The organism is Microbacterium sp. UBA1612, assembly GCF_002321605.1.
GTDB lineage: Bacteria > Actinomycetota > Actinomycetes > Actinomycetales > Microbacteriaceae > Microbacterium > Microbacterium luteum.
Genome location: NZ_DCMW01000019.1, coordinates 121,582 through 144,612 on the forward strand (window position 1 = coordinate 121,582; position 23,031 = coordinate 144,612).

Annotated in this window: 22 protein-coding genes and 1 tRNA gene; 15 read left to right on the top strand and 8 right to left on the bottom strand. The window is 70.1% G+C overall.

The genetic code is table 11. The features are described from left to right. Window positions 1–78 precede the first annotated feature (78 nt). A complete protein-coding gene (gene aceA, locus B3S45_RS08380; protein WP_286719714.1) occupies window positions 79–1,395 on the bottom strand; it encodes an isocitrate lyase in 1,317 nt (438 codons plus the stop codon). A 142-nt stretch (window positions 1,396–1,537) separates the two neighbouring features. Here aceA and B3S45_RS08385 point away from each other — a divergent pair, with 142 nt between their 5' ends. Next, window positions 1,538–3,016, top strand: coding sequence for an XRE family transcriptional regulator (locus B3S45_RS08385; protein WP_286719716.1), 1,479 nt, complete (start codon window positions 1,538–1,540; stop codon window positions 3,014–3,016). Window positions 3,017–3,142: 126 nt separating this feature from the next. Here B3S45_RS08385 and B3S45_RS08390 read toward each other — a convergent pair whose 3' ends face one another. Further along, complete coding sequence (locus B3S45_RS08390; protein WP_286719718.1) at window positions 3,143–4,672, bottom strand: PucR family transcriptional regulator; 1,530 nt, start codon at window positions 4,670–4,672, stop codon at window positions 3,143–3,145. Between the two features lie 99 nt (window positions 4,673–4,771). On the opposite strand from B3S45_RS08390, the gene gabT reads away from it, so the two are divergent. From gabT to B3S45_RS08450, 12 genes are all read left to right on the top strand, one after another. Continuing rightward, window positions 4,772–6,184 (top strand): 4-aminobutyrate--2-oxoglutarate transaminase, encoded by a 1,413-nt coding sequence (gene gabT / locus B3S45_RS08395; protein ID WP_286719719.1) that lies wholly within the window; start codon window positions 4,772–4,774, stop codon window positions 6,182–6,184. Window positions 6,185–6,253: 69 nt separating this feature from the next. Beyond that, a complete protein-coding gene (locus B3S45_RS08400; RefSeq protein WP_286719720.1) occupies window positions 6,254–7,612 on the top strand; it encodes a flavin monoamine oxidase family protein in 1,359 nt (452 codons plus the stop codon). Beyond that, entirely contained in the window at window positions 7,609–8,505 is an 897-nt protein-coding gene (locus B3S45_RS08405) for a universal stress protein (RefSeq protein WP_286719723.1), read from the top strand. Before B3S45_RS08400 ends, B3S45_RS08405 begins: the two co-directional genes overlap by 4 nt. Then, window positions 8,502–10,061: an APC family permease gene (locus tag B3S45_RS08410; RefSeq protein WP_286719725.1), complete on the top strand. Its 1,560-nt coding sequence runs from the start codon at window positions 8,502–8,504 to the stop codon at window positions 10,059–10,061. Before B3S45_RS08405 ends, B3S45_RS08410 begins: the two co-directional genes overlap by 4 nt. Before the next feature lie 22 nt (window positions 10,062–10,083). Then, on the top strand, window positions 10,084–11,445 hold the full coding sequence (locus B3S45_RS08415) for an NAD-dependent succinate-semialdehyde dehydrogenase (RefSeq protein WP_286719728.1): 1,362 nt from the start codon (window positions 10,084–10,086) through the stop codon (window positions 11,443–11,445). A gap of 48 nt (window positions 11,446–11,493) precedes the next feature. After that, window positions 11,494–11,931 carry a pyridoxamine 5'-phosphate oxidase family protein gene (locus B3S45_RS08420; RefSeq protein WP_194384731.1) on the top strand — a complete coding sequence of 146 codons (438 nt, stop codon included), beginning with the start codon at window positions 11,494–11,496 and terminating at the stop codon, window positions 11,929–11,931. Between the two features lie 177 nt (window positions 11,932–12,108). Next, window positions 12,109–12,181 (top strand) — tRNA-Trp (locus B3S45_RS08425). A 45-nt stretch (window positions 12,182–12,226) separates the two neighbouring features. Next, a complete protein-coding gene (gene secE / locus B3S45_RS08430) occupies window positions 12,227–12,496 on the top strand; it encodes a preprotein translocase subunit SecE (RefSeq protein ID WP_194384732.1) in 270 nt (89 codons plus the stop codon). Between the two features lie 63 nt (window positions 12,497–12,559). Beyond that, window positions 12,560–13,627, top strand: coding sequence for a transcription termination/antitermination protein NusG (gene nusG / locus B3S45_RS08435; protein ID WP_071043780.1), 1,068 nt, complete (start codon window positions 12,560–12,562; stop codon window positions 13,625–13,627). Window positions 13,628–13,732: 105 nt separating this feature from the next. Then, entirely contained in the window at window positions 13,733–14,164 is a 432-nt protein-coding gene (rplK, locus tag B3S45_RS08440; protein WP_071043779.1) for a 50S ribosomal protein L11, read from the top strand. 14 nt (window positions 14,165–14,178) lie between these two features. Next, the gene (rplA, locus tag B3S45_RS08445) at window positions 14,179–14,868 is read left to right on the top strand and encodes a 50S ribosomal protein L1 (protein ID WP_071043778.1); all 690 of its coding nucleotides are present in this window, start codon (window positions 14,179–14,181) and stop codon (window positions 14,866–14,868) included. A 70-nt stretch (window positions 14,869–14,938) separates the two neighbouring features. Continuing rightward, window positions 14,939–16,357 (top strand): amidase, encoded by a 1,419-nt coding sequence (locus B3S45_RS08450; RefSeq protein ID WP_286719733.1) that lies wholly within the window; start codon window positions 14,939–14,941, stop codon window positions 16,355–16,357. Between the two features lie 19 nt (window positions 16,358–16,376). Here the strand turns inward: B3S45_RS08450 and B3S45_RS08455 are convergent, their stop codons facing one another. Together B3S45_RS08455 and B3S45_RS08460 are read right to left on the bottom strand one after the other, a co-directional pair. Further along, on the bottom strand, window positions 16,377–16,652 hold the full coding sequence (locus tag B3S45_RS08455) for an acylphosphatase (RefSeq protein WP_194384734.1): 276 nt from the start codon (window positions 16,650–16,652) through the stop codon (window positions 16,377–16,379). Between the two features lie 60 nt (window positions 16,653–16,712). Continuing rightward, window positions 16,713–17,357 (bottom strand): LysE/ArgO family amino acid transporter, encoded by a 645-nt coding sequence (locus tag B3S45_RS08460; protein ID WP_286719736.1) that lies wholly within the window; start codon window positions 17,355–17,357, stop codon window positions 16,713–16,715. A 68-nt stretch (window positions 17,358–17,425) separates the two neighbouring features. Here B3S45_RS08460 and B3S45_RS08465 point away from each other — a divergent pair, with 68 nt between their 5' ends. Continuing rightward, window positions 17,426–18,313: a LysR family transcriptional regulator ArgP gene (locus B3S45_RS08465; RefSeq protein ID WP_286719739.1), complete on the top strand. Its 888-nt coding sequence runs from the start codon at window positions 17,426–17,428 to the stop codon at window positions 18,311–18,313. A gap of 6 nt (window positions 18,314–18,319) precedes the next feature. Here B3S45_RS08465 and B3S45_RS08470 read toward each other — a convergent pair whose 3' ends face one another. The 3 genes from B3S45_RS08470 to B3S45_RS08480 all read right to left on the bottom strand — a co-directional run bounded on the left by B3S45_RS08470 (window position 18,320) and on the right by B3S45_RS08480 (window position 21,655). Beyond that, the gene (locus B3S45_RS08470; RefSeq protein WP_286719742.1) at window positions 18,320–19,345 is read right to left on the bottom strand and encodes an NADP-dependent oxidoreductase; all 1,026 of its coding nucleotides are present in this window, start codon (window positions 19,343–19,345) and stop codon (window positions 18,320–18,322) included. 103 nt (window positions 19,346–19,448) lie between these two features. Continuing rightward, a complete protein-coding gene (locus B3S45_RS08475; protein ID WP_286719743.1) occupies window positions 19,449–19,943 on the bottom strand; it encodes a MarR family winged helix-turn-helix transcriptional regulator in 495 nt (164 codons plus the stop codon). A gap of 11 nt (window positions 19,944–19,954) precedes the next feature. After that, complete coding sequence (locus B3S45_RS08480; RefSeq protein WP_286719746.1) at window positions 19,955–21,655, bottom strand: MDR family MFS transporter; 1,701 nt, start codon at window positions 21,653–21,655, stop codon at window positions 19,955–19,957. Between the two features lie 151 nt (window positions 21,656–21,806). Here B3S45_RS08480 and B3S45_RS08485 point away from each other — a divergent pair, with 151 nt between their 5' ends. Then, a complete protein-coding gene (locus B3S45_RS08485; RefSeq protein WP_286719748.1) occupies window positions 21,807–22,334 on the top strand; it encodes a 2'-5' RNA ligase family protein in 528 nt (175 codons plus the stop codon). Here B3S45_RS08485 and B3S45_RS08490 read toward each other — a convergent pair. Next, window positions 22,331–22,990 (bottom strand): YqaJ viral recombinase family protein, encoded by a 660-nt coding sequence (locus B3S45_RS08490; RefSeq protein WP_194384740.1) that lies wholly within the window; start codon window positions 22,988–22,990, stop codon window positions 22,331–22,333. The two genes, B3S45_RS08485 and B3S45_RS08490, sit on opposite strands and share 4 nt — an antisense overlap. Window positions 22,991–23,031: the final 41 nt, after the last annotated feature.

The window sequence follows — 23,031 nt, forward strand, 5'->3', positions numbered from 1 at the left end:
GGGGCTATGGGGTGAGGGGCTGAGGGCTATGGGGGTGAGGGCTATGGGGGTGAGGGGGATGAGGGGTAGGGGGTTGGGTCAGTGGAATTGCTGCGCCTCGGTGGATCCCACCAGGGCGAGGGTGGCGCTGTCGGGGTTGAGCGCCGTCGAGAGGTGGTCGAAGTAGCCGGTTCCGGCCTCGCGCTGGTGCTTGGTGGCGGTGTAGCCCTGCGCCTCTGCAGCGAACTCGGCCTCCTGAAGCTCGACGTAGGCGCTCATGGCGCGCTCGGCGTAGCCGCGGGCGAGGTCGAACATGGAGTGGTTCAGGGCGTGGAAGCCGGCCAGCGTGATGAACTGGAACTTGTAGCCCAGCGCCGCGAGCTCCGCCTGGAACCTGGCGATCTGCTCGTCGTCCAGGTGCCGCTTCCAGTTGAAGCTCGGTGAGCAGTTGTAGGCGAGGAGCTTTCCGGGGAACTTCTCATGGATGGCTTCGGCGAACGCGCGCGCCAGCTCGATGTCCGGCTCGCCCGTCTCGACCCACAGCAGATCGGCGTAAGGGGCGAAGGCGAGGCCGCGGCTGATGACCGCATCCAGACCCGGGCGCACGCGGTAGAAGCCTTCACTCGTGCGCTCGCCGGTCGTGAACTCCTGGTCGCGCGGGTCGACGTCGCTGGTGAGCAGGTCGGCCGCGAGGGCGTCGGTGCGCGCGATGATGACCGTCGGCACACCGGCGACGTCAGCCGCGAGACGCGCGGCGTTCAGCGTCCGGATGTGCTGCTGCGTCGGCACGAGCACCTTGCCGCCGAGGTGGCCGCACTTCTTCTCGCTGGCCAGCTGGTCCTCCCAGTGGATGCCGGCGGCGCCGGCCTGGATCATCGACTGCGCCAGTTCGTAGGCGTTCAGCGGCCCGCCGAACCCGGCCTCGGCGTCGGCGACGATGGGCGCCATCCAGTCGCGGGTGATCTCTCCCTCGGCGTGCTCGACGCCGTCCTGGCGCATCAGCGCGTTGTTGATGCGGCGCACGACCGCCGGCACGGAGTTGGCGGGGTACAGGCTCTGGTCCGGGTAGGTCTGCCCGGCGAGATTTCCGTCGGCGGCGACCTGCCAGCCGGAGAGGTAGATGGCCTTCAGCCCCGCGCGCACCTGCTGCACGGCCTGGCCGCCGGTGTAGGCGCCCAGGGCGCGGATGTATTCCTCGGTGTGAAGGAGGTTCCAGAGGTTCTCGGCGCCCCGATGCGCGAGGGTCTGCTCTTCGCGCACCGAGCCGCGCAGGCGGATGACGTCGTCGGCCGTGTAGGTGCGTTCGACGCCGTCCCATCGCGGGTCGGTGTCCCAGACCCGCTGGAGCTCGGCTGCGGTCTGCGTCTGATCGCCCGCGCGGAGGGGCGGCTGTCCGGGGGTGGCGAGATACGTCATCGGCTCTTCTCCTGGTGTTGTCCCTGACGACGAGGTGTCGTCGGGAGGTCGTGACACCACCTTGTGTGAAGTTTCCGGTCTGATCCGAACAAAATCGAAGTGAAGATTCCCAAAAATTCTGCTCGCGTGACAGAATCGGCCCATGGAGAGCGCGAAGACCCTCGTGGACGAGGTCGAGCCGGCTGACGATGAAGAGGTGGACACTCTCACCATCGGCCGGCGCATCCGCCAGCTGCGCACCGCTCAGGGCATGACGCTCGATGCGCTCGCCTCCGCGGTCGACCGCGCACCGAGCCAGCTGTCGATGATCGAGAACGGGCGCCGGGAGCCCAAGCTCACGCTGCTGCGGGCGATCGCGCGCGCCCTCGGCACGTCACTGGACGCGCTGCTGCAGACAGAGCCCCTCGACGAACGCGCCTCGATGGAGATCGCGCTCGAGCGTGCGATGCGCGGCCAGACGTTCCAGGCGCTCGGCATCGCGCCCTTCCGCATCGCCAAGACGATGCCCGACGACGCGCTGCGGACGATGCTCGCGCTGCAGGGCGAGATCGAGCGGCTCCGCGATGAGCGAGCCGCGACCCCGGAGGAGGCGCGCCGCGCCAACGTGTCGCTGCGTCGCCTCATGCGCACGCAGAACAACCATTTCCCCGAGCTCGAGGAGCGGGCGCGGGAGATCCTCGACGCCGTCGACCACCCCGGCGGCCCGCTCACCCAGCGCACCGCATCCGACATCGCGGCGCACCTCGGATTCACCTTGCACTACGTTCCCGACCTGCCGCAGACCACGCGCAGCGTCGCCGACATCCGAAACGGACGTCTGTATCTGTCCAGCCGGCTGGCGTCGAAGGGCGACCCGCGGACCGCGGTGCTGCAGGCGCTGTCGAGTCGGATCCTCGGCCATACCGAACCCACCGACTACGCGGAGTTCCTGCGTCAGCGCGTGGAGACGAACTACCTCACCGGTGCGCTCCTCATGCCCGCGGCGCACGTGGTGCCGGCCCTGCAGGCGGCCAAGCGCGACCGGGCGATCTCGATCGAGGATCTCCGCGACACCTACTCGGTCTCGTACGAGACGGCCGCGCACCGATTCACCAATCTCGCGACGGTCCACCTCGATATCCCGGTGCACTTCCTCAAGGTGCACGAGTCCGGCACGATCACGAAGGCGTATGAGAACGACGACGTGAACTTCCCCGCCGACCGGCTGGGGGCGATCGAGGGGCAGATGTGCTGCCGCAAGTGGACCAGTCGCGTCGTCTTCGACGTCGACGACCACTTCAACCCCTACCACCAGTACACCGACACCGGCAACGGCACATACTGGTGCACCGCCCGCGTGGAGTTCTCGAGCGAGGGCGCCCATTCGGTGAGTGTTGGCGTGCGCTTCGACGACACGAAATGGTTCCTCGGCCGAGACACGACCAACCGAGGTGTGTCGAAGCACTCCGTGGAGGTGTGCTGCCGTCGGGCCCCGGAAGACCTCGAGGCCTCGTGGCGCGAATACTCGTGGCCGAACGTGCGCACGCCCCGGACCCTTCTGGCGACCCTCCCCACCGGCTCTTTCCCCGGCGTCGACACGACCGACGTGTACGAGTTCCTCGAGGCCCACGCCCCCCGCTGACGCCGACACATCTTCCGCAGTCACGTCGTGCGGGTCTGCTGAGGCGACACCCGCATCAAGTGACTGCGGAGCACGTTCGCGTCCGAGGTGTGGCGCGGACGGGGAAGGCGCGCGGCGCGGGCGGTGTCAGGGGGTGGGTTCGAGGGCCTGGAACGCAGCCCACAGCTCGGCGCGCACGGCGAAGGAGGCGAGGTCGCGCGCGAGCACCTTCTCGGCCGATGAGAGGCGGGCGCGCACGGTGTGGCGGTGCACGCCGAGGGCACGGGCGGTCGCTTCGTGCGAGCAGTCCGCACCGAGCCACGCGCGCAGCGTCTCACGCAGCTCCGCGCCGTGGGCGGCGTCGTACACCACGAGCGGGTGCAGGGCTGCGGAGGCCAGGGCGCGGGCATCCGCCGTGTCGAGAGCGGTGAGGATGCCGGCGCGGGCGACGTCGGCGAAGCGGATCACGCCGCGGTCGCCGCGGTCCCGGGCGACGCGGGCCTGCTCCATCGTTCGCGTGAAGGTGTCGTAGGTCGCGGGGGAGGCGACGCCGATGCGGCATCCGAACCGCTCCACGACATCGTCGAGCACGTCGATGCGTGATGCCGGTGCGACGATCACGAGGCCGTCGTCGCTCCGCCCGAAGAAGAGCGTGCCGCGGCGCTCGTCCGCCCGCACTTCGAGGTATTCGGCGAGCGCGTCGGACCAGGCGGCGCTCGCGTCGGTCACGGCCACCGCGAGGGGCGGTTCGGGCAGCGGCCCCCACACGTCTCGGGCGATGCGTCGTGCGGCGGCGGAGTCCTCGCCGCGCAGCGACTGCACCACCCCGGCCCGCAGCGCGCCGCGAGCGCGGGCGAGGTCGCCGTGCTGTTCGAGCGCGAGCCCCGCCATGGCGATCACGGCCGTGACGACCCCGCGCCCCTCGCGATCGAGGTCGCCGGCTGCGATCGCGATGACCCCGCGCAGGTGCCCGCCGCGTCCGAGCGTCTGCAGGGTGAACGGGGTCGCGCCGATTCGCAGGGACGACCCGGCGCGTGCCCCGCGCCGCAGCACCGCGCCGATCTCCTCCCGCAACGTGGTCGCCGTCGCGGGCTCGAGGCCGTTGGCGGGATGCTGCCGGGAGAGCTCGCCGGCGGCATCGAACAGCCCGACCCACGCGCCGAGCTGACGCGCGAGCTCGGCGACGGTCGCCCCGAGCCCATCGGGCCGGAGCGCAGCGAGCGCGATCGCCCGCTGCGCCGACAGCGCCCACGTGCGGCGGGCGTAGGAGGTGGCTGCGACATCTTCGGCGTTCGCTCGCGCGACGGCGATGAACGGCGTGCGGTAGGGCACCTCGAACAGCGGCATGCCCGCGGCTCGGCAGGCGTCGATCAGCGGAGTGGGAACGCCGTCGCGCACGACTTCGGTGCCGAATCCCACGCCGGCCACGCCCCGGTCGGCCAGTCGCGCGACGTACGGCGCATAGGCGTCGTCGGTGACGCCGTCGAACTGGCGTCCGGTCGTCAGGAGCACGAGTCCCTCCGAGAGGAACGGCGTGGGATCGGCCAGGTCGCTGGAGTGCACCCAGCGCACCTCGCGCGCCAGCTGCTCCTCGTCGACGGTGTCCAGGAAGCGCAGAGACAGATCGCCGCGACGCAGCAGCGACGCGACGGTGGGGTGCGTCGGGGCGGTGGGCATGCGGCCTCCTCGGATGCTGTACGGCTCGTATAGGTTCGCATCAAGAATGTACATGCCGGCCGGTGCGAACAACGGTGCCGCGCTCCTACGCTCGCCCCCATGAGCACCACTGCCCTCGAGACCGTGCCCGTCGGCGGACCCACTCTCCCTCAAGAGCGCCGTCTCGTGACCGCGATCCCCGGCCCGGCGTCACGGGCGCTGCTCGCCCGCAAGGCGGCCGCCGTGAGTGCCGGTGTCGGTCACACGGTGCCCGTCGAAGCGGTCGCCGCCGGCGGGGGCGTCGTCGTCGACGCCGACGGCAACTCGCTCATCGACCTCGGATCCGGCATCGCCGTGACCACCGTCGGCAACGCCCACCCCGCCGTCGTCGCCGCGGTTCAGCAGCAGGTGGCGCAGTTCACGCACACGTGCTTCATGATCTCGCCCTACGAGTCCTACGTCGCGGTGGCCGAGGCCCTCAACCGGCTCACACCCGGTGATCACGAGAAGAAGAGCGCCCTGTTCAACTCGGGCGCGGAGGCCGTCGAGAACGCGGTGAAGATCGCGCGCAAGCACACCGGCCGCCCCGCCGTGGTCGCGTTCGATCACGCCTACCACGGCCGTACGAACCTCACCATGGCCCTCACGGCGAAGGCGATGCCCTACAAGAGCGGCTTCGGTCCGTTCGCCGGCGAGGTCTACCGCGCGCCGGTGTCGTATCCGTATCGCGACGGACTGTCGGGACCGGAAGCCGCCGCCCGCGCCATCTCGCAGATCGAGAAGCAGGTCGGCGCGGAGAACCTCGCGGCGGTGGTCATCGAGCCCATCCAGGGCGAGGGCGGATTCATCGTTCCCGCCGACGGCTTCCTGCCCGCCCTCGTCGACTGGTGCCGCGCGAACGGCGTCGTCTTCATCGCCGACGAGGTGCAGACCGGCTTCGCCCGCACCGGTGCGATGTTCGCGAGCGACCTGTTCGGGATCGTCCCCGACCTCATCACGACCGCCAAGGGAATCGCCGGCGGACTGCCGCTGGCGGCGGTCACCGGCCGCGCCGAGATCATGGACGCCTCGCACCTCGGCGGCCTCGGGGGAACCTACGGCGGCAACCCGATCGCCTGCGCGGCGGCCCTCGCCGCGATCGAGAGCTTCGAGCACGACGACCTCGCGCATCGTGCCGACGAGATCGGCGGGATCCTGCGCGATCGCCTCGCCGCGATCCAGGCGGGCGATGCGCGCCTGGGCGAGGTCCGCGGACGTGGCGCGATGGTCGCGGCGGAGTTCGTCGACCCGGCGACCGGCGCGCCCGACGCGGCCCTGACGACCTCGGTCGCGAAGGCCTGCATCGCCGAGGGCGTCATCGTCCTGACGTGCGGCACGTACGGCAACGTGCTGCGGTTCCTGCCGCCGCTGTCGATCGGCGACGACCTGCTGCACGAGGCGATGGACGTGCTCGCACGCGAGATCGACGCCGCCGAGTCGGGCACGGCGCCGCGACTGAGCGACGACGACGCACCGAGGCCCGACGCCGACTGACGACTCCCGCCGGCCCGCGGAAGGGGACGCGGGGCCGGCGATCACGACATCCCCATGCGAAGGAGCACGATGCGCGAACTCACCCGTGATGTGGTGGTCGTCGGCGCCGGTGCGGCGGGTCTGACGGCTGCGCATGAACTGAAGAAGGCCGGTCTCTCGGTGGCCGTCTTCGAGGCCCGCGATCGCGTCGGCGGACGGCTGTGGACGGACGAGATCGACGGCGCGATGCTCGAGATCGGCGGCCAGTGGGTCTCGCCCGATCAGGATGCGCTCATCGAGACCATCGCCGAGCTGGGGCTGTCGACGTTCTCCCGGTATCGCGAGGGTGACAGCGTCTACGTCGGCCCGGACGGGGTCGCCCGGCGCTTCACCGGAGAGATGTTCCCGGTGTCGGCGGAGACCGAGCGCGTCATCGCCGAGCTCACCGAGCGCCTGGATGCGATGGTCGCCGAGATCGATCCCGATCGGCCCTGGGCGCACGAGAAGGCGGCGGAATGGGACCGCATCTCCTGGGACGCGTGGCTGCGCGAGCAGACCGACGACGACGAGGCGGTGCGCAACCTCGCCTTCGCGACGGGCTCGGCGATGCTGACCAAGCCCACCCACACCTTCTCGCTGCTGCAGTCGCTGCTCATGGCCGCGTCGGCCGGGTCGTACTCGAATCTCGTCGACGCGGACTTCATCCTCGACAAGCGCGTCGTCGGCGGACTGCAGCAGGTTCCGCTGCTGCTTGCCGAGCGGCTGGGGTCCGACGTCATCCTGGGCGCGCCGGTGCGCGCGCTCGAATGGGCCGGCGACACCGTGACGGCGAGTGCCGAGGGCGTGACGGTGAAGGCGAGGCACGCGGTGCTCGCGCTCGCGCCCGTGCTGTACGACCGGATCACGTTCGTCCCGCCGCTGCCGCGTCTGCAGCACCAGATGCACCAGCACCTGTCGATGGGGTTCGTCATCAAGGTGCACGCCGTGTACGACCGGCCGTTCTGGCGTGACCAGGGCCTGTCCGGCACCGCGTTCAGTCCGTACGAGCTCGCCCACGAGGCCTACGACAACACCAACCACGGCGATCCGCGCGGCACGCTCGTCGGATTCGTCTCCGACCGCACTGCCGACGACCTCTTCCGGCTGTCGGATGCGGAGCGCAAGGAGCGCATCCTGGAGTCTCTGTCGCACTACTACGGGCCCGAGGCGAAGGATCCGGTCGTGTACTACGAGAGCGACTGGGGCAGCGAGGAGTGGACGCGCGGCGCCTACGCCGCCAGCTTCGACCTCGGCGGGCTCGAGCGCTACGGCGCGGACCTTCGCACCCCGGTCGGGCCGATCCGATTCGCCTGCAGCGACATCGCCGGTGCGGGCTTCCAGCACGTCGACGGTGCCATCCGAATGGGCCGCCTCGTCGCCGCCGACATCGTCGCCGAGGACCGGTCATGACCGCGCACGTCGTCGTCGGGTACACCGCGACCGACACCGGGGCCGACGCCGTCGCGCTCGGCGCGCGCCTGGCCCTCGCCACCGGCGCCGTGCTCGAGATCGTCGTCGTGCTCCCGGCCGAGGGACGCAGCGTCATCACCCCGACCAATCCCGGATACGAGCGGTACCTGCACGAGCAGGCGCAGGCGTGGCTGCGAGAGGCGGCCGACCGTGCACCCGACGGTGTCCAGGTGCGCACGCACGTGCGCGACGACGAGTCGTTCGCGTCGGGCCTCATCGCCGCCGCCCACGACCTGGGCGCATCGCACATCGTCATCGGCGCGGGTCGCGGCGGGTTGCGCGGGCGTCACCGGCTCGGGTCGGTGGCCACCGAGCTGCTGCACTCGTCGGACGTTCCGGTCGCGCTGGCGCCCCGAGGCATCCGCGACCTCGACGCGACACGTCCCCTCGACCGGGTCACCGCCGCGATCGGCATGCGCCCCGGCGCCGACGTGCTCATGGGGGCAGCCGTCGACCTGGCGCGGGCGAGCGGCGCTCCGCTGCGCCTGCTCTCGCTGGTCACGGTCGACCTGCCGCCCACCGTCGACACCGGTGTCATCCGGATCGCGGGAGCCGCGCACGCCGACGAAGTACTCGTCGCCGCGCGGGCGGACCTGCCCGCGGATGTGCGGGCCGATGTCGTGGTCGGGCAGGGCGAGTCCATCGAAGACGCCGTGGCCGCGCTGGAGTGGACCCCGGGTGAAGTCGCCTTCGTCGGTTCCAGCCGCCTCGCCCAGCCCCGCCGGCTGTTCCTCGGTTCGACCGCGGCGAAGATGCTGCACGAACTGCCCGTCCCCATGATCGTGGTGCCGCGCACGCGCACCGCCCCGACCCAGGAAGGAGGGCGGCGATGAGCGTTCCCGGTGGCGCCGCGCCCCTCGCTCCCGCCGCCGGCGACGACGCCGGCGGCATCTCCCGCAAGGGACTCTCCGCCGGCACCGTCGGCCTCATCGGTGCCGTCGTCATCGGCATCTCCTGCATCGCTCCCGCCTACACCCTCACCGCCGCCCTCGGGCCGACCGTGTCGGAGGTGGGCGTGCAGGTGCCGGCGATCATCCTCGTCGGGTTCATCCCGATGCTCCTGGTCGCTTTCGGGTACCGGGAGCTGAACCGGGAGATGCCCGACTCGGGAACCTCCTTCACCTGGGCGGCGCGCGCCTTCGGTCCGTGGGTGGGCTGGATGGCTGGCTGGGGATTGGTGGCCGCGACGATCCTCGTGCTGTCCAATCTCGCCGGCATCGCCGTGGACTTCCTGTTCCTGCTCATCGCGCAGCTGAGCGGGGCGCCCGAGATCGCCGACCTCGCCGCGAACCCCGTCATCAACGTGATCGTCTGCCTGCTGTTCATGGCGGGGGCGACCTTCGTGTCCTATCGCGACATGCAGACGACGCAGAAGCTGCAGTACGTGCTGGTGGGCTTCCAGGTGCTCGTGCTGGTGCTGTTCGCCGGTGCCGCGCTGGTGGAGTTCTCCAACGGCTCGGCGTTCGAGGCGACCCCGTTCGACCTGTCGTGGTTCAACCCGTTCGCGGTGTCGTCGTTCAGCGCCTTCGCCGCGGGGCTGTCCCTGTCGATCTTCATCTTCTGGGGATGGGATGTGACCCTCACCATGAACGAGGAGACGAAGGACCCCGACAAGACGCCCGGGCGCGCGGCGACCCTCACGGTGGTGACGATCGTCATCCTCTACCTGCTCATCTCCGTGGCTCTGCTGATGTACGCGGGCACGGGAGAGGGCGAGTTCGGCCTCGGCAACCCCGACATCCAGGACAACGTCTTCTTCGCGCTCGCCGGGCCGATCCTCGGCCCCCTCGCGTTCCTCGTCTCGCTCGCGGTGCTCACCAGCTCGGCATCCTCGCTGCAGTCGACGTTCGTGGGTCCGGCGCGCACCCTGCTCGCGATGGGGCACTACGGCGCCCTCCCGCGCCGCTTCGCGCAGGTCAGCCCGCGGTTCTTCACGCCCGGATTCGCGACCCTCGTCTCGGCGTTCGTCGCGTCGGCGTTCTACGCGGTGATGAGGTTCGTGAGCGAGAACGTGCTGTGGGACACGATCACGACGCTCGGCATGATGATCTGCTTCTACTACGGCATCACGGCCTTCGCGTGCGTGTGGTACTTCCGACACCAGTGGTTCGACTCGGTGCGCAGCGCCGTCTTCACCCTGATCTTCCCGCTCGTGGGCGGCATCATCCTCGCCGTGCTGTTCGTCACCACCCTGGTGGACTCGATGGATCCCGACTACGGCAGCGGCTCGTCGGTCGGCGGACTGGGCCTCGTCTTCGTGCTGGGGATGGTGATCATCGTCGTCGGTGTGGTGATCATGGTGTGGCAGGCCGTCAAACGCCCCGACTTCTTCCGCGGTCGCACCCTCTCGATGGCGGCCCCTGAGAGCCTCCGGCGCCGCCGGCGCTGACCGGCCGAACGAAAGGAATCACATGAGCGACTACGCCGTGGTCAACCCCGCCACCGGGGAGACCCTCGCCACGTATCCGACCATCGGCGACGCCGACCTCGACGCAGCGGTGGGCCGTGCCCACGCGGCTGCCCGGTCGTGGCGCGTCACTCCGCCCTCGGAGCGTGCCGCGGTGATCCGGCGCATCGCGGAGCTCCACCGGGAACGCCGCGACGAGCTCGCCGCGATCATCGTGCGCGAGATGGGCAAGCCGCTGGCTGCAGCCGAGGGGGAGGTGGACTTCGCCGCCGACATCGTCGAGTACTACGCCGACCACATCGACCAGATCACCGGCGACACCCCCATCGACATCCTCGGTGAGGGGACGGCGGTGATCCGCCGGGCGCCGATCGGTGTTCTGCTGGGCATCATGCCGTGGAATTTCCCGGCATACCAGGTGGCGAGGTTCGCCGCCCCCAACCTCGCGGTGGGCAACACCATCCTTCTCAAGCACGCGCCGCAGTGCCCGGAATCGTCGGCAGCGCTCGAGGCCATCTACACCGACGCCGGACTTCCGGACGGCGCATATGTGAACCTCTACGCCACGAACGAGCAGGCAGCGGTGGTCATCGCCGACCCCCGCGTGCAGGGGGTGTCGGTGACGGGTTCCGAGCGGGCCGGGTCGGCCGTCGCCGAACTCGCGGGCCGTCACCTCAAGAAGGTCGCTCTCGAGCTCGGCGGATCCGACCCCTTCATCCTGCTCTCCACCGACGACCTGGATGCGACGGTCAATGCAGCCGTCGACGCGCGCATCGACAACAACGGTCAGGCGTGCAACGGGGCGAAGCGGTTCATCGTTGTGGACGAGCTCTACGACGCGTTCGTGGCGAAGTTCACCGCGGCGATGGCGGCGACCGTGATGGGAGACCCGTTCGCGGCGGACACGGTGCTCGGCCCACTGTCGTCGTCGGCGGCGGCGGATCGTCTGCAGGAGCAGATCGACCGCGCCGTGGCGCAGGGCGCGACGCTCACGACGGGCGGCACGCGGGAGGGCGCCTACATCGCGCCCACGGTGCTCACCGACGTGACCAGCGACATGGACGTCTATGGCGAGGAGCTGTTCGGCCCAGCGGGTGTCGTCTATCGTGCGGCCGATGAGGACGACGCCGTGCGGATCGCCAACGACACGGCTTTCGGTCTGGGCTCGTACGTGTTCACCACCGACGCGGAGCAGGCCGAACGGGTGGCCGATCGCATCGACGCCGGCATGGTCTACGTCAACCTGGTGCTCGCCGATTCGCCGGAGCTCCCGTTCGGCGGCATCAAGCGTTCGGGCACGTCGCGCGAGCTCGGTCTGCTGGCGGCAGACGAGTTCGTGAACAAGAAGCTCATCCGCATCGCCTGACGCGCTGGCCCCCTGGCGCGCGCCGTGCGCCGGGGGCAGGATGGGGTCATGAACGAGTTCGGCGACGCGGTCACGATCCTCGACGAGCACGAGTGCTGGGAGCATCTGACATCCCACCAGCTGGGTCGTCTGGTCACCCATGTCGGCGACGTCCTCGACATCTTCCCCGTCAACTACGTCCTGGACGGACGCTCGCTGGTGTTCCGCACCGCTGAGGGCAGCAAGCTGCTGGAGCTCACGGTCAACGACCACGTGCTCTTCGAAGTCGACCACTGGACCGACGACCGTGCGTGGAGCGTGGTCGTGCGCGGTCACGCCCGTCGGCTGGATGCGCTCGACGAGGTCGAGGCGGCGGATCGGCTCCCGCTCAAGCCGTGGATACCGACGGTGAAGTACAACTACGTGCGCGTCGTTCCCGCGGAGCTCACCGGCCGCGCGTTCGCGCGCGGGGAAGAGCCCGATCGCGACGCCGTGCAGCCGGGCTGAGGCGGGTGCGGCGCCATCCGCGCGGGTGAGGCCGGGTTCGCCGGTCGTGTGGGCATGCCGTACACTGGGGAGAGCAGGACTTTTCTGCATTCTTTCGCCGTGCCCGCCGTGCGGGTCGCATCCTCTCGATCGGAAGCGGGCGAGGAGTGTGGAACCTCGGGGCTCGCGAGAGTCTCTAGGGCGGTAGCTCAATTGGCAGAGCAGCGGTCTCCAAAACCGCAGGTTGCAGGTTCGATTCCTGTCCGCCCTGCGCGTCAGCGCAAGCTGACACACGGAAGATACAACAGGTGGGTTGATGGTCCAGGACGAACCGAAGGGCGAGATCGTCGCGTCGAGCGACGGGCCGCGCGAGAAGAAGCCGAACGTCTTCGCGCGCATCGCCCTGTTCATCCGTCAGGTCTTCGCCGAACTGCGCAAGGTCGTCACGCCGACGCGCAAGGAGCTGGTGAAGTACACGGCGGTCGTGCTGGGCTTCGTCGTCGTCATGATGGCGATCGTCTACGGTCTCGACGTGCTCTTCGCCTGGACGACGCAGGTCGTCTTCGGCGTTCCCGACGGCGCCTGATCCCACCGGTCGAACAGCGGGTGGTGTGCGCCTGGTGCGCCCACCGACACGGAAGAGAAGCAATTGTCTGAAAGATATGTCGACGACGCCGACTGGGCGACCGCCGCGGAGCAGTCCTCCGAGGACGACGAGGCCCAGGAGGGCAACGAGCTCGCGCGCGAGGAGCAGGCCAGCACGTCGGCGGAGCACGTCGCCATCCACGTCGTCGACGAGTCAGCCGACGACGACACCGACACCTCGCTGGACGATGTGGACACCACCGACCCGGAAGCAGACGCCATCGTGAACGACGCTCTGAACATCGACCGCACCGACGAGGCCGAGGCCGCCGCCGAGGTGCTCACCGACTCGCTCGCCGAGGAGGAGACCGAGCGCGAGGCCGAGGCCGCCGACGAGGTCGCCCCCTACGACGGTCCCGACGTGAACGGCGACGAGGACGAGCCCGCCGTCGACCCCGAGCTGGTGGCCGATGTCGCCGCCGCCGAGGCGATCGTCGACGAGGTCGAGGAGGACCCCTACGAGGCCTTCCGCGCCGAGCTCCGCTCGCTCGAGGGCAAGTGGTACGTCATCCACTCCTACGCCGGCTTCGAGCGCAAGGTGAAGGCCAACATCGAGCAGCGCAAGTCGACGCTCGAGGTCGAAGAGGACATCTACCAGATCGAGGTCCCCATGGAGGACGTCGTCGAGATCAAGAACGGGCAGCGCAAGATGGTCACGCGCGTCCGGATCCCCGGCTACGTGCTCGTGCGCATGGAGCTCAACGAGGACACCTGGTCGGTCGTGCGCCACACGCCGGGCGTCACCGGCTTCGTCGGCAACGCCCACAACCCGACGCCGCTGCGCTTCGAAGAGGCCTTCAACATGCTGAAGTCGCTCGTCGAGGTCAAGGAGACCACGCCCGCGAAGGGCTCCGCCGCGAAGGGGTCGCCGACGCAGGCGCGCACCGTTCAGGCCGAGGTCGACTTCGAGGTCGGCGAGACCATCACGATCAAGGAGGGCTCGTTCGCGGGTCTTCCCGGTTCGATCAGCGAGATCAAGCCCGAGAGCGGCAAGCTCACCGTGCTCGTCTCGCTCTTCGAGCGCGAGACCCCGGTCGAGCTGTCGTTCGACCAGGTCACGAAGATGGTCTGACACCCACAAGACTTCCCGTCCGCGGGATACCGCTGCCCGGAACCGCCGGGTCTGCGGGAGAGCAGGATGCGCAAGCCGCATCCGGTTCGATGAAAGGAAAAGGAAATGGCACCGAAGAAGAAGGTGACCGGCCTGATCAAGCTCCAGATCAACGCCGGTGCCGCCAACCCGGCGCCGCCGATCGGCCCCGCGCTCGGTCAGCATGGCGTCAACATCATGGAGTTCTGCAAGGCGTACAACGCCGCGACCGAGTCGCAGCGCGGCAACGTCATCCCGGTGGAGATCACCGTCTACGAGGACCGCAGCTTCACGTTCGTCCTCAAGACCCCTCCGGCCGCCGAGCTGATCAAGAAGGCCGCCGGCGTGCAGAAGGCCTCGGCCACGCCCCACACCGTCAAGGTGGGCAAGATCACCAAGGACCAGGTGCGCGAGATCGCCCAGGCCAAGCAGCCCGACCTCAACGCGAACGACATCGAGGCCGCCTCGAAGATCATCGCCGGCACCGCCCGTTCCATGGGCATCACGGTTGAGGACTGAGGGGAGTAACGAGAATGGCTACCAAGTCCAAGTCCTACGCAGCCGCAGCCTCGAAGATCGAGGACGGCAAGTTCTACACGCCTGCCGAGGCCGTCGCCCTGGCGAAGGAGACCGGCTCGGCGAAGTTCGACTCGACCGTCGAGGTCGCGCTCAAGCTCGCCGTCGACCCCCGCAAGGCCGACCAGATGGTGCGCGGCACCGTCATCCTGCCCCACGGCACCGGTAAGACCGCGCGCGTCATCGTCTTCGCGAACGGTCCGGCCGCCGAGGCCGCGATCGCCGCGGGCGCCGACGAGGTCGGCAGCACCGAGCTCATCGAGAAGGTCGCCGGCGGATGGACCGATTTCGACGCGGCCGTCGCCACCCCGGAGCTGATGGGCCAGGTCGGTCGTCTCGGAAAGGTCCTCGGACCCCGCGGCCTCATGCCGAACCCCAAGACCGGCACGGTGACGCCGAACCCGGCCAAGGCCGTCGAGGAGATCAAGGGCGGAAAGATCGAGTTCCGCGTCGACAAGCACGCCAACGTGCACTTCATCGTCGGCAAGGCCTCGTTCTCGGCCGACCAGCTCGACGAGAACATCAAGGTCGCCCTCGAGGAGATCGTGCGCCTGAAGCCGTCGAGCTCGAAGGGCCGCTACATCCAGAAGGGCGCCGTGTCGACCACGTTCGGCCCCGGCATCCCGCTGGACGTCAACGCCATCTGAGCCACCGGCTGACCACAACGGGTCCCTCCTTCCGGAGGGGCCCGTTCCGTCGTTCTGGGAGAATGACGACATGACCCCGCCCCCCGAGCTGTGGCGTGCATCCGCCGCCGAGATCGCGGACGCGGTGCGCGCGAGCGTGGTCTCCGCGAGCGAGGTCGTGGCGGCGCACCTGGCGCGCATCCACGAGGTGAACCCGCTGGTCGGAGCTCTGACCACGGTGTTCGACGACCGCGCGCGCGATCGAGCTCGTCGTATCGACGCGCGCCTCGCTCGCGGGGAGGACCCGGGGCCGCTCGCGGGTGTGCCGTTCTCGGTGAAGGAGAACATCGACCTCACCTGGTCGGCGACCACGCACGGATGGCGCGGGGCTCGCGCGGCCGTGCCGGCGGACGACGCGACCGTCGTCGCGCGGATGCTCGCGGCCGGCGCCATCCCGCTCGGTCGCGGGAACATGCCCGACTTCGGCATGCGCTGGGAGACGGAGAACGATCTGTTCGGCCGCACCCGCAACCCGTGGTCCGCCGCGCACTCACCCGGCGGGTCGAGCGGGGGAGACGCGGTGGCGGTGGCCACGGGCATGGTCGCCGTGGGCCTCGGCAACGACTACGGCGGTTCGCTGCGCGTGCCGGCGAACGCCGTCGGGGTCACGGGCTTCCGCCCGACCGGCGGTCGGCTCGCCTCCTCGACAGCGCACCGGACCGAACCGGTGCCGCTGTCGATCCAACAGTTCTCCACCGCCGGGATCCTCACGCGGCACGTCGGCGACACCGACCTGGTGTTCGGGATCGTGCACGGCGCCGACGGGCGTGATCCGTTCGCGGTCACGCGGCCGCACCCGCGGGGATACGACGGACCGCGCCGCGCGGCGATCCTCCGCGACCCGTTCGGCGACGGCGAGAGCGACGAGAACGCGGCGGCCCTGGATGCGGCGGCGGAGTCGCTGGGACGAGCCGGCTGGGAACTCGTCGAGGGGCATCCGCCGCGTCTCGACGAAGCGGTGACCGGGTGGCGTCTGCTCTCGACGACCGAGATGCAGAACGCCTATGAGCCGAGCCGGTGGGATCCGCCCCTCGGGCGCGGTGCGGGGCGATTCCTGGAACTCGCGGGAGGCGCGCAGACCCACCTGGACACGGTCGAGGAATACGCCGCCGTCTGGGCGCGGCGCGCGGTGGTCGCCGCCGCCTGGCAGGATTTCGTGCGCGAGCATCCCGTGCTCATCGGCGCCGTCTCCGAGACCCGGCCGCCGCTCGCGGACGCCGACCTCGCCGACGCCGAGACCGCGGGATCTTGGTGGCGGCGGTACCGCTTGAGCGTCGCCGTCAATTACCTCGCGCTCCCGGCGATCGCGGTGCCGACGGGACGGGCCGCCGATGGGTTGCCGACCGGCGTGCAGGCGATCTCGGATGCCGGCGCAGACCATGTCGCGTTCGCGGCGGCTCGCGACATCGAAGCGGCGTGCGGCGTGCAGACGCCCGTCACGCCACGTTGACGGGGAGCGACAGAGGGCCTCACCCGGTCCGTCGCACCTGGAATCCCCCGGCGCCTTCGAGCGGCGCATCCGACACGACCCGTTCGCGTACGTGGGAGCCCGGCGGCCCCTGATCCATCCAGGCCAGCATCGAGGTGACCTGTTCCTCGCTGCCCTCGATCTCGGCCTCGACCGTTCCGTCGGGGCGGTTGCGGATCCACCCGGCGACGCCGATCCGCTCGGCGACGCCGCGCGCGGTGTAGCGGTATCCCACCCCCTGTACGTCGCCGCTGACGATGACGTGCACACGCTTCATCCGCTCATCCTGCCCTGAGCACGCGCGCCGCGCCAGGGTCGGAGACGGGATGCGGCGGAGTCAGTGGGGCAGCACGAGGCTGATCCCCAGCGCGATCATGATGACCGCGAACGCCGTGTCGAGCACGCGCCAGACGCGCGGGCGTGCCAGCCAGCGACTGAGGAGCCTCGCTCCGAAGGCGAGTGCGGAGAACCAGATCGCGCTGCCGAGCATGGCGCCGGCGGCGAAGACCCAGCGCTGGTCGCCGTGCGTGGTGGCGATGGACCCGAGGAGGAAGACGGTGTCGAGGTAGACGTGCGGGTTGAGCCAGGTGAGCGCGAGCACCGTGAGGACGATGGTCCGCGTGCGGGTCGCGGTGGCCGTGGTACTCGCTCCGGGGGTCGGGGTGGATGCCGTGCCGACGGCCGCGAGTCCGTTCGAGGCGGGGCGGAACGCCCGCCGCAGGGCGAGCAGCCCGTAGCCGACGAGAAAAGCCGCTCCCACCCACCGGACCACGCCGATGAGACCCGGGAGAGCATTCAGGAGCGCTCCGATGCCCGACACCCCCACGGCGATGAGCACCGCATCCGACAGCGTGCAGATCGTCGCGACCAGGAGCACGTGCTGACGCTTCAGCCCCTGGCGCAGCACGAACAGGTTCTGCGCGCCGATGGCGATGATGAGCGACAGCCCGAGGGCGATCCCAGCGAGGAAGGAGTCGATCACGACTCGACGCTATGCTCGGCGTGAGAGGAAGTACAGCGAATGATTCTTATCGAACATGAGCGGAGCTTATGGTGCAGATTCCTCTCGAGGGAGCCGAGACGCTGGCGGCGATCGTCGACGAAGGCAGCATGGATGCCGCAGCGAGGCGTCTGCGCGTCACGCCCTCGGCGGTGAGCCAGCGGGTCAAGGCCCTCGAGGAGCTGGTCGGACGGGTGCTGCTCGTGCGGGCGAAGCCGCCGCGCGCAACGGACGCCGGCGGGGTGGTCGTGCGTCTCGCCCGGCAGCTGTCCCTGGTGCAGCACGAGGCGGCCGTCGAGCTCGGCGTGGCGGCGGCCGATACCCGCGTGAGCGTGCCGATCGCGGTCAATGCGGACTCGCTGTCGACGTGGTTCCTCGCGCCCCTCGCACGCGTGGCGGATCAGCTCCCCGTCGTGTTCGACCTGCACCGAGACGATCAGGACCACACCGCGACCCTCCTCGCGCGCGGCAGCGTCATGGCGGCCGTCACCTCGTCTGCCGTCGCGGTGGCCGGGTGCCGTGCGCATCCGCTCGGCGCGCTGCGGTATCTTCCCGTCGCCGCGCCGGGGTTCGCCGACGCCTGGTTGGGGGAGGGGAAGGCCGGCTTCACGGCCGCGCCCGTGGTGAACTACGACCGACGGGACGAATTGCAGAACCGATGGCTGCGCGCGGCCGGGGTCGACCCGGCGGCCGTGCCCACCCACCTCGTGCCCGCCTCGGCCGACTTCGCCACGGCCATCGCGCTCGGACTCGGCTGGGGCATGCTGCCGGAGGCGCAGGCGCTTCCCATGGTGCGCGCGGGCCGACTCCTCGTGCTCGACGGTCCCCCGCTGGATGTGCCGTTGCACTGGCAGCAGTGGAACCTGCGCTCGCACGTGCTCGACCGGATCGCCGACGAGGTCTCGGCGGAGGCGACGCGCGCGCTGCGTCGTGAATGAGCAGCGTCAGTCGTCGCCGATGCGCAGCACGCTCTTTCCGCGGGTGTGGCCGCGCTCCAGTTCGCGATGGGCGGTGGCGGCCTCGTCGAGGCTGTAGACGCGGTCGATGTACACCTGGATCGCACCCGACTCGAGGAGGCGTGCGATCGTCGCCAGGGCGTTGCCGTCGGGCAGCACCTTGTACGAGGTCGCGCGGACGCCCGCCTCGGCGGCGGCCTCCGCGTAGCCGGGCCAGGAGCCGGTGGGCACCATGATGTACAGGCCGCCGGGCCGCAGCACCGACAGCGATCGGGTGCCGGTGCTGCCATCGGCGTTGCCCACGAGGTCGATGACGACATCCATGTCGCCGACGACCTCGTCGAAGCGGGTGGAGGAGTAGTCGATCACCACCGAGGCGCCGAGCTCGCGCAGCCACGTGGCGTTCGGGCCCGAGGCGGTGGCGGTCACGTGCGCGCCGAAGTACGTCGCGAACTGCACCGCGAAGTGACCCACCCCGCCGCTGCCGGCGTGAATCAGCACCCGCTGACCCTCGTGGGCGTGTGCGGTCTCGACGACCAGGCCCCACGCGGTGAGGGCCGCGAGCGGCACACCGGCCGCCTCCACGTGCGAGAGCGTGCTGGGCTTGCGCGCCATCGACAGCGTCGGCACCACCGCGTACTCGGCGTAGGTGCCGCCCGATCGGGGAAAGGGCACCATCCCGTACACCTCGGTTCCGGGCGGGAAGGGATGCGCCTCGTACGGCGCGTTCATTACGATGCCGCTGAAATCGAACCCGAGCGTGCTCGGCAGGGCGGTGATCGCGCCCGATACGCCGCGTCCCGCGCGCGTCTTCGCGTCGATGGGGTTCACGCCGGCGGCGACCACCCGCACGAGCAGTTCGCTGATGACGGGAGCCGGTACGGGGAGCGTGGCGGTGTGGAGCACATCCGGATCTCCCGTCTCGTCGAAGACGACGGCTCGCATCGTCTCGGGCGGATCCGGCAGCGCGATCTCGCGCGCCACGGATATCGGTCGCAGCGGCCGGAACTTCATCGGTCGCCCCCTCCCTGCGTGCCGACATCGGCACTCGTGTTGCCTGTGGGAACAGTCAATCGCGAGTTTGTCTCGACCGTGTTACGACGCGGTCACCGTGCCGCTAAGGAGTGTCGGCGTCCTCGCGCAGGGCGCGGAGGAGGCGGGTGAGGGTGTGGATGTCATCGACGTCCCAGGTCGACATGCGGCGCATGAGCGAATTGCGCTGCGGGTCGCGAGCGGTCTCGAGCCGGCGTAACCCCTCCTCGGTCGGGGCGAGCAGGCTCACCCTGCCGTCCTCCGGATCGGGCGAGCGGTGGATGAGGCCCAGTCGTTCGAGGTCGCGCACCGTCCTGCTGACCTGGGCCTTGTCGGCTAAGAGCGCCTCGCCCAGCGCGGAGCTGGAGACCGGTGCCATGCGGGTGATCGTCGTGAAGGTCTTGTAGGCGCCCGGGAGCATGCCGGGGCTCACGCGCGCGGCCTGTTCGGCGAGCAGAACGCGGAATTGCGCGATCAGCTGCCCGAACTCCGCCTCGAGAGCGCGCGTGGCGGCGACGTGGGCGTCGCTGGTCGCGACGTCGTGCGCCGCCGCCCCGGGTCCCGGTTCCGATCCGCTCATCGCTGTCGACCCTAGCGGCGCTCGCGGCCGGCGTCGGTGTCGCGCGGCTCCGCCGGCGCGGACGGCGTGGTGATCGTGCCGGTGGCGGCCAGCGCATCCATCCCCTCGCTCACCGAGACGGTGGCGAGGTCGGCCTCGGTCGCCTCGATCCGCTCGCTCGTGGTCATGCGCGTGAGCGGCACGTTCGGCAGGAAGGCGATCGCGATGAGGCTCACCACCGCGACGGGCACGGCGATGAGGAACGCGTGCGCGATCGAGGTCGCGTACACGTCTTCGAAGATCACCCGCAGGCTCTCCGGCAGCGTCGCGACCTGCGGGATCGTTCCCGATTGCAGCTGGGCGGCGATCTGCGCACCGTCGGCCCCGAGTGCCGCGAGGGCCGCACCGATGTCGTTCTGGCGCTCGGCGACGAGGTTCGATGCCGAACTCGCGAGCGTGGCTCCCATCACCGAGACGCCCACCGTGCCGCCGAGCGACCGGAAGAACGTCACGCCGGAACTGGCCACCCCCATCTCGGTGGGGCGTGCGGTGTTCTGCACGATGAGGACCAGGTTCTGCATCGTCGTGCCGACGCCCGCGCCCAGAAGGAACATGTACAGCGACACGAGGGCGAAGTTCGTGTCGTAGTGGATGGTCGACAGGGTGTACGAACCGGCGATCAGGAGCACGGCCCCGGCGATGAGGTACGGCTTCCAGTGCCCGTGCCGCGTGATGAGCGCTCCGACGACGACGGATGCGAGCAGCAGGCCCGCGATCATCGGGATCGTCATGACACCGGCCTCGGTGGGCGTGGCGCCTCGAGCCATCTGCATGTACTGGCTGAGGAACACCGACGTGCCGAACATCGCGATTCCCGTCGCGATCGAGGCGATCACGGCGAGGGTGAAGGTGCGGTTGCGGAACAGCGTCAGGGGCACGAGGGGTTCGGTCGAGCGGAGTTCGACGACGACGAAGAGCACGCCCGCGACGACGGCTCCGCCGACCATGAGGATCGTCTCCGTGCTCCACCAGTCATAGGACGTGCCGGCGTTGGTGACCCAGATGAGCAGCAGCGAGACGGCGGTGCTCAGGAGCACGATGCCGACGTAGTCGATGCGCACCCGCTTCTTGGGGCGGGTGGGAAGGTGCAGCGTGCGCTGCTGGATGATGAGTGCGGCCACGGCGAAGGGGAGGGCGATGAAGAAGTTCCAGCGCCAGTTCAGCGTGTCGGTGACGACGCCGCCGAGGAGGGGCCCGCCGACGGTGGCGACGGCCATCACGGCGCCGAACAGGCCCATGTAGCGGCCGCGCTCGCGCGGGCTGATGATGTCGGCCATGATCACCTGGCTGAGAGCTGCGAGCCCACCGGCGCCGATGCCCTGCACCGCGCGGCACGCGATGAGCATGGTGGTGTCCTGCGAGAAACCGGCGGCCGCGGTGGAGAGCACGAAGATCGTGATGGCGATCTGGATGAGCATCTTGCGGTCGAACAGATCGGCGAGCTTGCCCCAGATGGGGGTCGAGATCGCGGTCGTGAGCAGGGTGGCCGTCACCACCCAGGTGTAGGCGGCCTGATCCCCGCCGAGGTCGTGGATGATGACCGGCAGCGAGGTGGAGACGACCGTCGAGGCGAGCATCGACACGAACATCCCGAGCAGCAGGCCGATGAGGGCCTGGAGTACTCGGCGACGGTCGCGCGGCGTGGTGGCGGATTCGGAGAGGGGTTGCGACATGAGGACCTCGTGACGAAGAGCGGAACGCGGCGGCGACGGTGACGCGCACAAAGGTTGATCTGCGTCAACTATACGCAGATGGTTGATCTGCGTCAACCAAAACGGTCGTGGTGCTCTGTGCTGCGGTGGCGGCACGGGAGATGATGGCGGGATGAGGAGCGTGGAGCTCGTCTTCGACGAGGAGAGCGACGCCGGGGTGCGGCGCGCATGGGACGCGCTGATCGAGCGAGGGCTGCCGAGCGCCGGTCGCCATGCCGGAGCGACGAACGCGCCGCACGTCACGCTCGCCGTCCTGGACGGGACCGACCGCGCCGGCGCCGAGGATGCGCGGCTGCTGTCGGGTCTCGCGGGTCGGCTGCCGCTCGAGCTCGCGCTGTCCGGCATCATCCTGTTCGGAGACGGGCCGCGCAGGGTGCTTGCCTGCCCCGTGATCGTCGCGGCCGACCTGCTCGCGCTGCAGCGGGAGGTCGTCGCGCGGCTCGGCGGCGCCGAGCGCGTCATCCCGCACGCGGTCCCCGACGCCTGGACCCCTCATGTGACGCTCGCTCGACGAATGCCGGTGGACCGTCTCGCCGAAGCGCTCGACCTCGTCGGCGACGCGCCATCCCGTGTGCGTGCGGTGCGGATGCGGGTGTGGGATGCCGAGGCGAAGCGCGTGTTCGCCGTCGGCGCGGCCTAGTCGGCCAGCGCGAGCGCGCGGTAGGGCTGTCGATCGCGCCGGGGCGGCGCCGTGCGCGCATGCAGCGACCTGCCGAGCTGCGTGCGGTGGTAGAGCTCGTCGATCAGCGCGGTCGCGAGGCTGACGAGCTTGCCGATCTCGACCTCGTCGCGATCCACCCACTGGCACCGGGGCTCGTCGTGGATCGGGACGAAGTCGTCGTGCTGCTCCCACGCGACGAGGGTGCGCTCGGCGCCGAGCACGTGCTGCTGCCACCACACCTGCCGGAGGTAGGAGCGGGGGATCGAGCGCCAGGCCTTGTTCGTCGTCTTGATCTCCGCGAGCACGACGTGTCCGCTCGTGTCCACCCCGATGCCGTCGGGCGTGGCGAGGTGTCGCTTCTCGACGACGGCGTGGAACAGCGCGCTCGAGGGCTGGATGCCATGGGTCGCCGCCACCCATGCCGCGATCTCCGGCTCGCGCGCGCGGCCGTGTGCTGTGAAGGCGTTTCCCGAGAAGCCGGATCCGAGCAGCTTCGCGTCGGCTGCCCGCGCGATGGCGCGTTCGGAGGTGAGGGTCGCGACGTCGGTGGCGGTGATGCCGCGCGAGCGGGCGCGCACCCAGGAAACGCGATCCCGGGAGTCCGCCACGATGCGTGCGGCGAGCTCCGGAGTCATCCCCCCAGGCTACCCACCGCATCCCCCCCCCCCCCCCCCCC